Below are 15,835 nucleotides of genomic sequence, written 5' to 3'. Positions count from 1 at the left end.
GCTTTCTATTGGTTTAGTTTCTGTGCTGCCGTTTTTAATTGGGTTTCTACTGCTTGTTTTAGGGATCTGTCGGTAATTTTAGGAAGCTGCATCTGCGTGATCTCATAGAAGCGCTGCCCAATAAACCTCGTCTCCGGCTGTTCGCTAAAATGATTGGCCAGGATGGCTCGCGCTAAAGGGTGTTTTGCATAGGTTACCGCCAATAATTGCAGATCGGCAGCCGTTTTAATCGGATTATGCTTGTTGATTAAATCGACAATACGCACGGTTGAACTTGGGGAGACGGTACGGGTGGCCGGGTCTTGAAAATACCAGGTGCTGTAATCCTTCTGCCCACCGGTATAGTTTAATATTGCGCCGGTTTCGCTATCGTATTTTTTGCCGTAAAACTTCTCCAAGTCATCTGCTAATTGTTCTTTTGAGGTTTCCACATGGCCGGGTACTTCCCAGATGCTGATGGCTTTCCCTTCCATTAATCCTTCCAGGGTTAAGATTTTTTCATCGCCGGGTAAGACATAGATAAAATCGAATTTCTTATTGATGAAGGGCATGGTCAGCACATTGCCGGTTTTTGCATCCAGTAATTTGGCGGCGAAGGAAAAGGTGCCGGCATCATCTTGCACAAAGATCTGTTTATCGTCTTTCGAGAATTGGAAATACTGCGAATACTTGCTGATTCGAATGGTTTGCCCGAAGGATTTCTTCTCTTCCAGATCCCATAAACGCATGTGGTTGGCATCTTCTGAAATGGCCAATACATTGCCTTGATGGTTAAAGACCATAAATGGGAATTCGATAGTAGGAATTTCGAGCAGCTGTTTAAAGTTCTTACTGTCTAACACCCGTGCCTTGCCGGTACTTTCCACAATGGCCAGGTAAGTCCCTTGTTGGTTAAAGAGCCCACTGCTTAACTTTCCGGCCTCTTCTTTTATTACTTTTTTGCTTTTCACATCGATTATTCGCCAGGAAGTGTCGCCTACCTCCAGGATGGAGCTAAAGTCGGGGTTGGCGGTAAAACCACCGAGGGGGCTATCGCGTTTAAAATCTACCAATTGTTTTCCGGAGCGCAGCTCCCAGATTCCAAAACTATTGGCACCTGTGCGTGCTAAAACCTGCGTTTGTGCGGCATTGAATACATATTGTTTTACCTGGCTATCAAAAGGTTTGCCGATGGGTTTTCCGGTTTCCGCATCAAAAGCATGTGTTTTATTGGTTTTATCTTTTACGATTAAGATTTTGGACGTTGGTAACAGGTGAAAGAAGCTGATGGCGCCATTGATTTTGGCAAAGCCTTTTTGAATTTCGCCGGTTTCAATGGTCAATCGGTCTACTGTGGCGCTGTTTCGGTTCAATACAAAGATATATTCATCCGTTAAGCCCGGAATGGCACTTAAGAAGTTGGCATCCCCATAGAATTGATTCAGCTTCAAGGGGTCGGATTTTGAGTTTTTGATGAAGGTCAGCGGATTGGCGTTGACCAGCTCTTGGGTCCAATCGGCCGAATGATAATCCATATCCATGGGGTCCTCGACTAAGATCTTGGTCAGGTCGGACAGGAAAAACAAATTCTTCGGTAATGGGGTAGACTTCTGTTTTTGGCCATTCGCGTTATAGAGGTCGATGTTGCTGTCGTTGCCTGCCGCAATGGTTCCGTTCTTATTGATGCCGGCATAGCGGTAGCTATTGATACCGGGGGAGACTTGCCATTGTCTTCCACTGGCCATATCGAAGTAATGAAGCCCCTGCAAATTATTGATCAGCACCTGCTGGCCGGAACTGCTAAAGGCCGGATTGCGCATGCTGGAGCTTAGGGGAGAGCTGAAACTTGGCTTTAAAGGCCTTTGTTGCAAATCAAACCCATACACTTGGGTATGCTCTGGAAAGACCACTGCGAAGACCAAGCTGCGATCGTTAGGTGCAAAGTAGGCAATACTATGGCTGAGGTTATCCATGGCATGCAGTGGGATTTCCTGCTTGCTATCAATGTCAAAAAGAATGGCTTGCCGCGCTTGTTCGTAAACTAAGTATTTACCGGAAGGGGAGACCGCTTTTAGACTTAGAAAGACACTGTCTAGATTAGCGCGTATGGTTTCCGTTTTATCGTTTTCAATATCGTAGCGAATGATGTTATTCGGCCCAGCCGTAACATACACCCTGTTTTTTGCATCAAATTGGGCAGGTCTGGTTTGGGTGGAGGACACATCGGATAGCTGCTTGTGCATTTTCCGCTGCTTAGCATCCCATATCTGGAGAACATTTTTGTTCGATCCTACATCGGCAAAGTTCGCCAACCAAAGCCCGTCAGGGGAAAAGCGCGCATTTCCCGGCACCGCATTGGGCATCACGGTTAAGTCGTCTTGAACGGCCAGCATGGAATGGGCAAAGACCTTGGCACTTTCATCGCCGCGGCGCGTTGCCTCTGCAATGTATGCAGCACCATCACCATACTCACTTTCAGTCAGTTTATTGATGCCGGAAGCATAGAGCGAGCGGGCAAGGTTGCGCAGGGCGGAATTCTTCTGGTTCCAAGCCACAATACCGGCGATAATGGCCAATATGGCCATGGCGCCAATGGCTGTAGCGATGCGCTTGATGTTTTTGTTTTTCTGTTTTATTTTTTGAAGCTGATAGGCTTGGTCGCGCTTGGTCAATTCGCCGAGGGGTACCCCTAAAATACCGGCAATAATTTTGAGCTGTGCCAAATCAAGTCTCTTCTTATATTCTTCTACGGCCACTTTGATTTCATGGGTTGATTTCCCTTCCTGATGTAGTTGCCGGCGGTAGGCCTCGGCCGAGGTATACCCTTCCTCGGGGCTATGCGGAATACGCACGTCGGCGGCTAATACTTCTTCCGGTTGATCGTAGATTACCTTTCCATCGGCATCTATATTATAGCGTAATTCATCGGGGAAGCATTGCAGTTCGGTATGGGTATCGCCATATTCGGGTTCTCCACTCAGGATGAGGGCGATAATCTGTTTTGATTTTCCCGTTTGTTTAAAGTATCGGATCTCATCGCGTACATAGGTAGAATTTGCAGACTTTGGCGAACTTAAGTAGATCAGGAATTCCGACCGATCAAGGGCATCCGTTAAGGAGCTGTTGAGGTTGGAACTGGCGGATAATTCCTTTTCATCTTGAAATACTGGATAGATTTGGCGGGGTATTTCTTCGCCACGAGCATTTTTCTTGCCGATCAGTTCTTCCGGAATCTCATAGGTCTCCAAGGCATGGTGTAACCAATCGGCCCATTTCCGGCCTTCACCCTGATTATTGCTATGGCTATAACTGATAAATGCTTTGTATTTTTTTACAGGTTCATTGCTTAGGTTGTCCATGGCCGTATGTTCTTCGTTTAGTTGAGTATCTGTTTTGTAGCTACACAAAAACCAAACCTTTTTTGTGAAATGAAAAAAAATAAGCTGGAAGAATCAAAAGCTTGAATAATTTTCTACCTTTAGGCACCATTTTAAAACATACGATACAGGCTGTCGCATTCGCATTAACTTATCGTATCACATGATTAAAAAACGAACAAAAATTTATTGGGTATTGGCATGCACGTTGTGTTTGACGCCCGCAGTACACGCACAAACAAGCCTCGCGGCTACAACTACAGCACAGACCCTAACGCAACAGAGCGGTCAGGCCATTCTTGCTGCTGAGCAAATTAATGCCACAACTATTGATCTTATCCGCGCAGATAAGCAGCGGATAAGTATTGACTTCTATAACGATCATATCTTTCGGCTGTTTCAGGATCCGCATGGCGGCATTATTCGCGACCCGGCTTCTACTCCCGAAGCGCAAATCCTTGTTGATCAGCCTCGGCAGAAGCTCAAAGGGTTAACCATGTCGGATGCGCCTGATCAAATCAGCATACAGACCGATCGGATTGAAATACAGATTTCAAAGGCCGACGGCTTAATGCGTATTCAGGATTTAAAAACAAAGCAGATTGCTCTCCAAACCACTTCGCTGATTCAGTTTACCGAACAAAGCAGCAGCTTGGATTTGCAAGAACAGGAGGATGAATATTTCTTTGGTGGCGGAGTACAAAACGGACGTTTTTCGCATAAAGGAAAGGCGATTCTCATCGAGAATACCAACTCCTGGACCGATGGCGGTGTGGCTTCACCAACGCCTTTCTATTGGTCGACAAAAGGCTATGGCATCCTTTTCTATACCTTTAAAAAGGGACGCTATGATTTCGGGGCCAAGGAAAAAGGAAAAGTGCACCTGGAACATCAATCGAACTACTTCGATGCCTTTATCATGGTGAACCCGGATGCGGTTTCCTTATTAAACGACTTTTATCAGCTTACCGGCCATCCGGTATTATTACCCAAGTTTGGCTTTTACCAAGGACACCTCAATGCCTATAATCGGGATTATTGGAAGGAGGATGCCAAGGGGATTTTATTTGAAGACGGCAAGCGCTATAAAGAAAGCCAGAAAGATAAAAGCGGCATTCGAGAATCGTTGAACGGAGAATTGGGGAACTACCAGTTTTCGGCAAGAGCGGTAATCGATCGCTATAAGCAACACGATATGCCTTTGGGCTGGCTATTGCCGAATGACGGTTATGGTGCCGGCTATGGGCAAACAAACAGCTTGGATGGTAATATTGCCAATTTAAAAAGCTTGGGCGATTATGCGCGGGAGCGTGGCGTGGAAATTGGCTTATGGACGCAGTCTGACTTGCACCCCAAAGATAGCATCGATGCTTTGCTACAGCGTGATATTGTGAAAGAGGTGCGCGATGCCGGGGTTCGGGTGTTGAAAACCGACGTTGCCTGGGTGGGTGCCGGGTATTCCTTCGGCTTAAATGGCGTGGCCGATGTAGCGCATATTATGCCTTACTATGGGCATGAGGCGCGGCCTTTTATCATCAGTTTGGATGGATGGGCCGGTACGCAACGCTATGCCGGGATTTGGTCGGGCGACCAAACCGGTGGCATGTGGGAGTATATCCGCTTTCATATTCCAACGTATATTGGTTCCGGACTTTCAGGCCAACCGAATATCAGTTCCGATATGGACGGTATTTTCGGAGGGCAACATAACATCGTAAATACCCGCGATTACCAATGGAAAACTTTTACCCCCATGCAATTGAATATGGATGGCTGGGGTAGTAATGAGAAATATCCGCATGCCTTGGGCGAGCCTATTACCTCCATCAACAGGCATTACTTAAAATGGAAAGCCGAGTTGATGCCTTATACTTATAGTATTGCCAAGCAGGCTATTGATGGCAAACCTATGGTTCGTGCCATGTTCTTAGAGGAAAAGAATCCCTATACCCTTGGTATAAAAACGCAATATCAATTTTTATTTGGCCCCTCGTTCTTAGTGGCGCCCATCTATCAAAATACAAAGGCTGATGAGGATGGCAATGACCTACGGAACGGCATCTACTTGCCGAAAGGGCTATGGGTAGATTATTTTACGGGTGAGCAGTATGAAGGAAATTGCATCCTGAATAATTTTAAAGCGCCAGTGTGGAAATTGCCTGTTTTTGTAAAAAGAGGGGCTATTATTCCGCTGGCCAATCCACATAATCAGGTAACTGAAATCGATAAGAGCTTGCGTATTGTGGAGTTTTTCCCCTATGAAACTTCCAGCTTTACGCTGTATGATGATGATGGAAAAACGGAAGCTTACCGCTTGGGTAAAGGCGTGACCACTGCAATTACTTCAAACCTGGATCAGCAAGGAAAGTTGCGGATTGCGATTGATAAGGCTGTCGGCGATTTTGATGGCTTTGTGCCCGAACAACGCAGCGAATTGCGGATTAATATGACGGCCAAGCCGAAGAAAGTGGCTGCCAAAGTGGGAAATAAGCGGGTTGCACTGCAAGAGGTAAACAGCAAGGAGGCTTTGGAAGCGGGAAGCAATGTATATTACTATGATGCAGCACCTAATTTGAATCGCTTTGCGACAAAGGGTTCACCTTTTGAGAAAGAACAGCTGATTAAAAATCCGCAGCTAATCGTGAAATTGGCAGCTGTGGATGTTAGGGAAAAACAGGTTGAGGTTGAACTAACAGGATATGTGTATGTGCCTAGCGATCATTACCGTAAGCATACTGGGGCACTAAAGCGGGTGGAGCAAGCAGCGGTGTTGGACGAAAATGCTAAGGCCTATACCTTAACACCGACCTGGAAGAAGCAAGCTAATGCTGAATTCTATGAGATTGAGTTTGAGGATAACAAGTATACCTATATTCAGGACAGCAGCTTGCTGTTTGAGTATTTGAAAGCAGAGACCGATTATACCTTTAAAATCAGGGCGGCAAACCAGGATGGCTATTCGGATTGGACAAGCTTCTCGGCAAGAACGAAAGCTAATCCTTTGCTCTATGCGATAGCAGGTATTGAAGGGACGAGCACAGTGGAAGATCAGGAAGGAAATGAGATTGCCCAATTGCTGGATTTTGATGAAGGCAATATGTGGCACAGCAGCTGGAGCAAAAAAGCCGTACCGTTTGATGTGGTATTGGACTTGAATGGCTTTAGTGAATTGGATAAATTCCATTACTTGCCGCGTGCAGGCAACGGCAATGGCAACCTGCGGGAAGGAACCGTGTATTACAGTGCTGACCAAACAAATTGGGAAAAAGCCGATGACTTCGTCTGGGAAAATACCGATGAGCAAAAGGTCTTTACCTTTGCCAAGAAACCTACAGCGCGTTATATTAAGATTCACATCAGCAAGGCAAATGGCGACTTTGGCTCCGGGCGGGAACTCTATGTCTTTAAAGTGCCGGGCACTGAAACCTATATTCCTGGAGACATCAATAACGACCGTTTGGTGAACCGGAATGACTATACTTCCTATATCAATTACACAGGATTGCGCTTAGGTGATGCTGATTTTGAAGGTTATGTAAGTCGGGGTGACGGCAATAAAAACGGACTTATCGATGCCTATGATATTTCGTTAGTGGCCACCCGTATTGATGGCAAGGCGAAGCCTAAAGCCGAGGAAAACCTGCAAGGGAAGCTGCTGCTGCAAACGGCTAAGACGAGCTATCAGGCGGGTGAAACGGTGGAAATACGCGTATTAGGGAAGGATTTAAACGGCGTAAATGCCCTTAGTTTTGCCCTGCCTTATAATCCGCAAGACTTCGAGTATATTGGTATAGATAACCTGGCCTTACAGCATATGGATAACCTGACGAATGATAGGTTGCATAGCAACGGCAAGAAGGCTTTGTATCCAACCTTTGTGAATGTGGGCGACAAGGAAACCCTGACAGGCTCGAAAGCGCTGTTTGTGATTAAGTTGAAGGCTAAGCGTAAGCTGAGCTTTAGCTTAAAAGCCATAGACGGCCTTTTGGTAGATAAGAATTTGAAGTCGAAAGGGATATAAGCTGTTTTTAGGTAAAAAACCTGTATTTTTATATATTCATTTAAAGAAAGCTTAGGGAGGTAACAGCGATGAAAAAAATAAGCTTACTTGCATTAGTACTATTGGCGGTTGTATTCCTGGCCAATAGATTTGCAAAATCAACAGGAGATAAGGAAGAACGTATTATGGAAGAAGAACAATTAGTAACCGGACAGGAAGAGATATATTTTGCCGGTGGATGTTTCTGGGGAACAGAACATTTTTTGAAACAGGTTAGGGGAGTGAAGTCTACTTCCGTAGGCTATGCGAATGGAAATACGCAAAACCCAACTTATGAGGAGGTTTGTACCGGAAGAACGGGATTTGCAGAAACCGTGAAAGTGGTTTATGATCCGCAAGTGGTTGAACTGGGCCTATTAATCGATTTGTTTTTTAAAACTATAGATCCGACCAGTTTAAATAAACAGGGAAATGATGTGGGCACGCAGTATCGGGCTGGCATCTATTATACAAATACCGATAATGTGGCCCTTATTCAGGAGAAGTTGGCTCAATTGGCGCCATCTTATGAAGCCCCATTGGTGGTTGAGGTAGAACCCTTGAAAAACTATTACGCCGCAGAAGGCTATCATCAAGATTATTTGGATAAAAATCCGGGAGGCTATTGCCACATTTCTCCGGCTTTATTTGATGTAGCGAAAAAGGCAAATCAATAGGAAATAATTGACTAGCATGCATGTCAGAAAGAAATAAATAGACTGCATGCTAGCCCATAAAAAAAGCAACCCTCGGGTTGCTTTTTTTATGTTTTAATGAGCTATTCTTTGTGCTTTAGAAGGAAAATCCAAAGCTGACATAAGGCCAGTATGGAAGAAAGTCGCCCGATTTAAAGAGCGGTGCGAATCCAGCACGGAACAAGAAGCCCCCATCAACAGGTTGCTTTCTATAGCCAAATACCATATTACCTACTACCGTACTACCTGATTCTACAATAAATACATCACCCCCCTCTTCAACACCTTCTTCATTGGCATTTACATAGGTTGCACCAGCACCCATCTCGAAGTAATGCCCATTCTTTCCTAATAAATAGTTTAAGGAAACAGGTAAGGTAAAGAGGCTAACGCCATCCATGGAATAGTAACTGATACCAACACGACCGCCTATTCCGTCGCGACGGTTTTGAAAGCGTGTGTCGTAGTTAAATGAATAGGCTAGACCCGTACCTAATACTTCAAAGAAAACACCTTGCGCACGCTTGTCTTCATATTGCTGACTGCGGTAGCTGTTGTAATGATTTTGTGTAAAGTTTTGTGCTTGGCTAGGGCTGTCTTGTTGAAGGCTCTGTGCCTGTGTTAAGCCGCTAAATGCCAGAGCGGACAGAATGGCTAGTGTTTTTTTATTCATAATTACAATTGTGTTAATTTAAAGGTAATACGCTGTTAAGAATTAAAACGCAACAAGACAAGTAAATATTTTATCGTGTTTAATTTTTTAAATTATCCTATTTGTTTTAATCGATTAGCAAAAATATAAATTAAGGCGTTAAATGAAAGTCTTTTGTTCTTTTATTTATGCTGTTAAAAGGTCTTATTTTAAATATTGTGCTAAGATTTTATCCATATCTAGTCCTTTCGGTGGGCATAATAGAATACAACCGGCAGGATGGAAAAGGATAGAATTAAACAAATTAATAGCCCTCCAACAATCATAATGGCCAAGGGTTTCTGGATTTCTGATCCCATACCGGAGGATAGGGCCGCAGGTAATAATCCGAAAGAGCCCATTAAGGCGATCATGACTACTGGTCGGATTCTACTTTTCACTCCTTGAATAATGGCTTCTTTTAGCGGAATCTTATGCGCCAGGTTATCGCGGATAACACCGATTAGGACAATACCATCGATTGTAGCTACCCCGAATAAGATGATGAACCCGATGCCTGCAGAGATGCCAAAGATGGTGCCTGTAGCCCATAAGGATAGAAAACCACCTATAAATGCGAAGGGAAGGGTCAAGGAACAGATGGCGGTATCTTTGATGGTTCCAAAGTTGAAATATAACAGCAGTAAGATAAGGTTTAAGGATATCGGCACCACTAAGGCCAATTGCTTACTGGCTCTTTCCTTGCTTTCAAACTCACCTGCCCATTCCATCTTGTTTTCTTTGGGCAGTTTTATCTCCTTGGCGACTACTTCTTTCGCCTCTGCAATGGTACTTCCTAGGTCTCGGCCTTCAATGCTAAAGCCTACACCAATATAGCGGCTATTGCCTTCGCGGTAAATAAACGCTGGTCCTGTGAGGTAATCAATACTGGCGATCTCTTGCAAGGGAATATGCTGACCATTGCTACTTGGAATCATGATATTGCCAATCTTCTCGGGACTATCGCGATAAGCTTCCTGAAAGCGCAGTACAACATCAAATTGCCGATCGCCTTCGTAAAATCGAGTAGCCGCCTGACCTCCGATGGTCATTTCAATGACCGCCTGTACATTTGCGGTTTGTATACCATACTTTGCCATCTTATGGTCGTGCAATTGGATGCGAAGCTCCGGCAATCCGATGTTCTTATACACATTGATATCCGTAATACCCGGCACCTTGCTGATGGAGGTGGCTAGTTTATTGGCGTAGCTTTCCAACTCATAAAGGTCGTCGCCAAATATTTTCACCACCAAGGCACTTTTAACACCAGCTACATATTCTTCCACGTTATCTTGGATGGGTTGGCTAAATCCGAAGTTAATGCCCGGATAATGATTTAGCTTCTCCCGGATTTCTTGGATGATAGTCTCTTTCTTGACCTTGCGTTTCCACTCGGCGGGATCCTTTAACTGCACTAGAAACTCGATATTAAAGAAGCCCGTAGGGTCTGTTCCATCGTTGGGACGCCCGGTTTGGGTGAGGATAAAGTCGATTTCTTCAGATTCTGCCTGGATTCGTCCTTTCATCTCTTTGGTTAATCGGGTCGATTCTTCCAGATTGACGCTATTGGGTAAAGTCGCCCGGATATAGATGGCGCCTTCGTTTAGCTTGGGTAAAAACTCAGACCCATAGTTTGCAAAACGTATGATACACAGGGCTAAAATTCCTAAGAACAGACCTATGGTCAGTTTTTTATGCTTAAAACTGATGGCGTAAAGGCCAAAGATAGTCTTTTGGAAGAAGCGGGTAATCCAGTTTTCCTTTTCCTCCATATTTTTGGTAAACAGTAGTTTACACATGGCTGGAACATAGGTTAAACTGAGTAAGAGCGAGCCAAGAAGCGCATAACCCAAAGTGAAGGCTAGGGGAGTAAACATCTTTCCTTCCACCTTCTGGAAGGAAAAGATAGGCAAGAGGGCAACAATAAGAATTAAGAGCGCAAAGAAGATATAGGAGGCTACACTGCCTGCACTTTTCTTAATAATACCCAGCTTACTCATTTTGGCGAATCGTTTTGCCCCAACCTGATGGGATAGTGTGGCCATCGCCACAAATACGGTCTCCACAATAACCAGCGTACCTTCCAGTAAGAGGCCGAAGTCTAAGGATCCCATGGATATCAGATTCGCTGGCAAGCCTTGGATCTTCAACATGATGATGGCGAATAAAAAGGCTAAGGGAATCACCGAAGCAACAATAAGCGTTGATTTCCAATTGTACAGGAAAATAAAAACAATCAGGGATACCAATAAAATACCCTCAATGAGGTTCTTGGATACAGTATACACGGTATTATCGACCAGCTTGGTACGGTCGATTACAGGTTGTATTTTAACACCCTCGGGGAGGATACGGCTATTCAGTTCTTCGATCTTCACTTTGAGGTTTTCCACCACTTCCGATGGATTTTCCCCACGAAGCATAACGACAATTCCCTCGACGAGGTCATCCTGCTCGTTGAATCCGACCTGTCCGAGTTTAGGACGGTTGGAGATCTGCACCTCCGCAACATGCTTCACCAGGATAGGCGTGGTGCCGTTCAGCTTAATGGTGATATTGCCGATGTCTTCTAACTTATCCAATAAGCCTACACCGCGAACCACATAAGCTTGGTCGCCCTGCTGGATCATATCCCCACCCACATTGATATTCGAGTTGGAAACCGCTTCATAAACATCAAGGGGAGATAGCTGGTAGTTACGCAATTCCGTAGGATTGATCTTAATCTCGTAGATTTTCTCTGCACCGCCGAAGCTCACCACATCCGCAACGCCCGGAACAGCTAATAGCTCCCGTTCGATGACCCAATCCTGAATAGCAGATATTTCGCGGGTGGGGAGCTTACTCTGAATAATATAACGGAATATTTCTCCCGTGGCACCAGATGGCGGCTCTAGGGAGCTTTCCGCACCTTCCGGATGGTTGAATCCGCTCAATTTATTGGAGACATATTGCTGGGCGAAGAAGTCGTCGACTTGATCCTCAAATTGGACAGTCACCACGGATAATCCGAAGAGGGATATCGATCGGATATTGGCCTTCTTCGGGATATTGTTCATCAGTTTAGAAATCGGAAGGGTAATCATTTTTTCCACTTCCTCGGCGCTGCGTCCGGGCCATTGGGTGATGATCCTGGCGCGGGTATTGGTGACATCAGGAAAAGCCTCAATGGCCGTGTGGCGCAAGGCATATATTCCTGCAAAAAGCAGCAGGAGGGTTGCAAAAAGGACAAACGTACTGTTTCGTAATGAAAAAGTAACGAGGGATTTAACGAACTTTTTCATGTATTAAGGAATTAACTGTTCAAATAGGAGGAGGGCATTTTTGCTTACAATCTGTTGATGATCCTTTAGCGGCTCTTGGATGTAGGTATATTGCTCATTCTCTGCAATCGCTGTAATCTGTTGCACCTGAAGGTCGCATTTACTGTTGTAAAGCACAATGAACTCCTTGTTATTATGGAATATCTTGGCCTTGTTCGGAATGGCAGTCGCCTTCCCCAGCTTCGTAGGCTTGTCAATCAGGATATCGGCACTTAGGCCCGGTAGCAAATGCAGGTCTTGGTTCGCCAGAACCACCCTAGCCTTGAGCACATGCTCGTCATCATCGAATACATTGTATATTTTATCGATATGGCCTTGGTACACGCGATCAGGATAGGCTACAGTTTTCACTTGCACAGGGGCGTTTAGTTTGATGTCTGGCAGGTTGCTGGCATGGATATTAACCATCACCCATACCTCCTTCAAATTGGATATAGAGAACAGGGGATCTTCGGCAGCATCCGATTGGATGGCCTGACCAGCACTGATGTTCTTCTGGACGATGTAGCCATCTTTCGGGGCCAGTAATTGGAAGTTACCATTAGCCGTGGCTTTATAGAGCAGCAGGCTTGCCTTAATTTTTTCTAATTCTATCTGGGCTGCTTCAAGCTCATAACTTGTTGCTAATACTTCAGGCTCCGAGAGGAGGCCATCTTTTAACAAGGCTGTTTTATTAGCCAATTGCTTTTGAAGCAAGGCCACTTGATTCTCCTGATAGCGCTTAGTCTGAAACAAGGACTGCACTTCCACCGATTTGACCAAAGCGAGTACCTGTCCTTTCTTTACCTTATCACCCAGCTCCACATACACCTGATCTACCTGACCTGCGATCAGGCTTCGGAAGGCCACCAGGTCATTCTCATTATAAGCCACCTTGCCACTAAAGCTAAGTTGCTCTTTGATCACTTCCTGCTGAACTGTATGGAATACCGTCGTTTGCAATAAGTCCTCCGAAATGCAATAGGACGCGGTGCTATCGCGATGTTCAGTTTCGGAATGTTCCTGTGTTTGCTGGCAAGCCTGCGTGGCTACAAGCAGCAAAGCAGCTAATATCGTTGCCTGTGTTTTATTCATCGTCTGTTAAATCTTGAGCTAAAAGGAAATGGAGTTCTTCGGTATGCTGGTAATAGCGGTTCTGCAACATAAGATAGGCACTGTAGTTATCCTGGAACGACTCCATGTAATCCATGAATTGAAGTAAGGTAATTTGGCGAGCCAGCAAGTTTTTCTTGTATACAGAAAGCAAAGCAGACTGATCTTCCATTAACAAGCTTTCCCATTCTTTAAGGGTTGCTCGATCGAGGTCCAGGTGCTTTTCGAGCATGCTGATTTGCTGTTCATGCTGAAAGCCTAAGGCTGGAAGCAGAGCCTCCTGCTGCTGAATCTGGATCTGCGCTGCTTTGATAGCTCCTTTATTTTTATCGAAAACAGGGATATCCATGGCTAATCCTATACCGACGAAGTTGCGCATAATATTACCTCCTCTGTCGTTGCCTAGGATGGCATGCATATCCGGGATTCGTTTTGCGCGTTCTATGGTCCAGTTTGCTTTGGCTTGCTCCAGTTTATTCGCTTGCATTTTGCCGGCCAAGGTTTCGGCGTAGGCTGCCTTTTGCATGCTTTTGGAGGCGCTTGCTTCTTGCAGCGCAGGAAGATCGTTAAAGGCCAACTGATGCACTTGCAACTCAGGCTGCATGCTATACACCCGCAGCTGGTAAAGGTTAGCTTCCAAGTCTTGAACAATGGCCAGGCGCTCCTGCTTCTGTTTTATATGGGCAGCCTGCAGGCGGATGTAATCCGCTTTTGCCACTTGTTGTTTTTGCGTAAAAGCCTTGTAGGCCGGTATCACCGTGTCATAAACGGCTAAGAGGGAATCGGCTTGGGCCAATTGGGCTTGCCCTTGGTAGGCTGCATAATAATACTGCCGCAGGTCCTTCTTCAACTCGCGTAAGGTAAGCTCATACTGTAGGATGGCTTCTTGCTTTTCCAGCCCTTTCAAGGCTAGCCTTTTATGCCGTTTGCCAGCCGTTTCTATGCGCTGTTGCAGCTCGATGGCATACTGTTGTTTAATGCCCGGTTCTACAGTTTTATTCGTCCAGAGGTTCACCTCGGAGATTTCCAATTGCGGGTTTGGCCAAACTTTTTCCTGAATGCGCAGGGCTTCGGCCCGGCTAATTTCCTGCTTCTGCAGCAGCAACTGGCTGTTGTTTTTCAGAAAGGAAGCTTCCAAGTCTTTTAATCCTATTTTTTGCGCATATACAGGCGTCAGGAAGAGGAGGGAAATAAAGCTTAAAGAATGTATTAAATGCCGCATACCAATATTTTTCACAAAGGTAACTGTGGCACATTAGGGGGAGTTTGGCGCTACATTAGAATTCGATTAGAAGCGCGGGAAAGTCAATTGGATGCGGGTTCCTTTCGGAAGATTCGCGATGATTTCCATCTGGATGGCATGGATGTTAAAGATGATATTAGCCATCGACAAGCCGATTCCCTTGCCTTGGAAGGCCTGGGTATTCTGTCCACGATAGAAGTTATCGGTAATATGTTGCAGGTCTTCATCAAGAATGCCAATCCCTTGGTCGGCCACTTCCAGGTATAATTGGCCATCCTGTTGGCCCAAAACAATGGCCAATGGCTTATTATTGGAGTATTTGATGGCATTGCTCAGGAGGTTATGGATGGCAAGCGACAGGAGCTTCTGATTGCCTTGAATTTCCAGCAGGGCGGTGTCTTCCACCTGAATATCCACATTAATGCTAGCCTGATGGTAAAGGATGGCATCTTCCACCAGCTGCCAAATGATTTCATCGAGGCGGATGGATTGGAACTCAAAGCGATCTTGTGCACCGGAGAGGATCATCATTTGATCGAGGGTTTCATGCAAATCCTGACTATACTGCTTTAAATTCCGGAGCGTTGCCTGGTATTCTGCAGGCGAGCGTTCCTGCTGCGCTGTCACCTCCATGCTGCCCAGCATGGCTGTAATGGGCGTGCGCAGTTCATGCGAAACATAATCGATAAAGTTCTTCTGTATTTGAGAGTGCTGCCCGATACGGTCGATAAAATGATTGTAAGTAGCAATCAGATCATGGATTTCTTCGTAAGATTTCTCCGGTTTAAGGGGTTGATAGAAGCTTTCTTCATCTCGCGCCTTAATCTGTTGGATGATGCGGTTTACCGGATCGTAGGCAATCTTCCCGAGGTATTGCGAGAAGAGGTAGATTAAGCCGATGCCCAATAGCGAAACCACGAGTAAGATCTTCAGCAAAGAAAGGAGCTGCTCGTTAAATGCATCCTTGGGCTCGCGGGTAATTACGATAAAATTACCTTGGTTATCCTCGTAATACAAGCCATGGTAGAAGTAGCTGTCGTCGGAGAAATCGGCAGACTGTTTATGCCGAATCTCCTCCATAAAGCGATAGCTGATGTTGGCATCTACCGGCATATCGCCGGTGAATCTTTTGTTTTTATCGTCGAAGATGGCAATATTCTTTCGGGAGATGGTTTTAAGCAGTTGGTTTTTTGTTTTCTCATGCTCGGCAGCAGGCACCTCATCTTGTTCCAAATAATAAATAGCCGCCAATACCGATTTGCTACTGAGGTTCTGTGCTTCCTTCTTCGCCATTTGCGAGTAAAAGGACACATAGATTATCCCCGAGGCAATCAGAATGATGACACTAAATATAACAATGGAATAGAGCGAAAGCCTGTGTTTTAATTGCACA

8 protein-coding genes are annotated in these 15,835 nt (G+C 45.2%); 2 read left to right on the top strand and 6 right to left on the bottom strand.

The window, feature by feature from the left end; translation table 11 throughout:
• Window positions 1-5: 5 nt before the first annotated feature.
• Complete coding sequence (locus GQF63_RS00125; protein WP_160367074.1) at window positions 6-3,338, bottom strand: toll/interleukin-1 receptor domain-containing protein; 3,333 nt, start codon at window positions 3,336-3,338, stop codon at window positions 6-8.
• Window positions 3,339-3,519: 181 nt separating this feature from the next.
• On the opposite strand from GQF63_RS00125, the gene GQF63_RS00120 reads away from it, so the two are divergent.
• Both GQF63_RS00120 and msrA read left to right on the top strand, forming a co-directional pair.
• Window positions 3,520-7,377 (top strand): TIM-barrel domain-containing protein, encoded by a 3,858-nt coding sequence (locus GQF63_RS00120; RefSeq protein ID WP_160367073.1) that lies wholly within the window; start codon window positions 3,520-3,522, stop codon window positions 7,375-7,377.
• A gap of 68 nt (window positions 7,378-7,445) precedes the next feature.
• Window positions 7,446-8,072, top strand: a complete 627-nt coding sequence (gene msrA, locus GQF63_RS00115; RefSeq protein WP_160367072.1) for a peptide-methionine (S)-S-oxide reductase MsrA — start codon at window positions 7,446-7,448, stop codon at window positions 8,070-8,072.
• Window positions 8,073-8,187: 115 nt separating this feature from the next.
• On the opposite strand, the gene GQF63_RS00110 is transcribed toward msrA, so the two are convergent.
• The 5 genes from GQF63_RS00110 to GQF63_RS19840 all read right to left on the bottom strand — a co-directional run bounded on the left by GQF63_RS00110 (window position 8,188) and on the right by GQF63_RS19840 (window position 15,834).
• Complete coding sequence (locus GQF63_RS00110; RefSeq protein WP_160367071.1) at window positions 8,188-8,763, bottom strand: hypothetical protein; 576 nt, start codon at window positions 8,761-8,763, stop codon at window positions 8,188-8,190.
• Window positions 8,764-8,981: 218 nt separating this feature from the next.
• The gene (locus GQF63_RS00105) at window positions 8,982-12,068 is read right to left on the bottom strand and encodes an efflux RND transporter permease subunit (protein WP_160367070.1); all 3,087 of its coding nucleotides are present in this window, start codon (window positions 12,066-12,068) and stop codon (window positions 8,982-8,984) included.
• A 3-nt stretch (window positions 12,069-12,071) separates the two neighbouring features.
• Window positions 12,072-13,181, bottom strand: a complete 1,110-nt coding sequence (locus GQF63_RS00100; RefSeq protein ID WP_160367069.1) for an efflux RND transporter periplasmic adaptor subunit — start codon at window positions 13,179-13,181, stop codon at window positions 12,072-12,074.
• Window positions 13,174-14,421, bottom strand: a complete 1,248-nt coding sequence (locus GQF63_RS00095) for a TolC family protein (protein ID WP_160367068.1) — start codon at window positions 14,419-14,421, stop codon at window positions 13,174-13,176. The genes GQF63_RS00100 and GQF63_RS00095 overlap by 8 nt, the downstream gene beginning before the upstream one ends.
• Window positions 14,422-14,487: 66 nt before the next feature.
• Window positions 14,488-15,834: a sensor histidine kinase gene (locus GQF63_RS19840; protein WP_212592409.1), complete on the bottom strand. Its 1,347-nt coding sequence runs from the start codon at window positions 15,832-15,834 to the stop codon at window positions 14,488-14,490.
• Window position 15,835: the final 1 nt, after the last annotated feature.

It is taken from the genome of Sphingobacterium humi (assembly GCF_009768885.1).
In the GTDB taxonomy this organism is placed as follows: Bacteria; Bacteroidota; Bacteroidia; order Sphingobacteriales; family Sphingobacteriaceae; genus Sphingobacterium; species Sphingobacterium humi.
The sequence above is the reverse complement of the archived record's forward strand: the minus strand, read 5'-3'. Positions and strand labels throughout refer to the sequence as shown.

Bases quoted from the DNA above. Each gene is read 5' to 3' on its own strand.
- GQF63_RS00125 (WP_160367074.1), bottom strand. From the start codon at position 3,338: ATGGACAACCTAAGCAATGAACCTGTAAAAAAATACAAAGCATTTATC.
- GQF63_RS00105 (WP_160367070.1), bottom strand. From the start codon at position 12,068: ATGAAAAAGTTCGTTAAATCCCTCGTTACTTTTTCATTACGAAACAGT.
- GQF63_RS00120 (WP_160367073.1), top strand. From the start codon at position 3,520: ATGATTAAAAAACGAACAAAAATTTATTGGGTATTGGCATGCACGTTG.
- GQF63_RS00095 (WP_160367068.1), bottom strand. From the start codon at position 14,421: ATGCGGCATTTAATACATTCTTTAAGCTTTATTTCCCTCCTCTTCCTG.
- msrA (WP_160367072.1), top strand. From the start codon at position 7,446: ATGAAAAAAATAAGCTTACTTGCATTAGTACTATTGGCGGTTGTATTC.
- GQF63_RS00110 (WP_160367071.1), bottom strand. From the start codon at position 8,763: ATGAATAAAAAAACACTAGCCATTCTGTCCGCTCTGGCATTTAGCGGC.
- GQF63_RS00100 (WP_160367069.1), bottom strand. From the start codon at position 13,181: ATGAATAAAACACAGGCAACGATATTAGCTGCTTTGCTGCTTGTAGCC.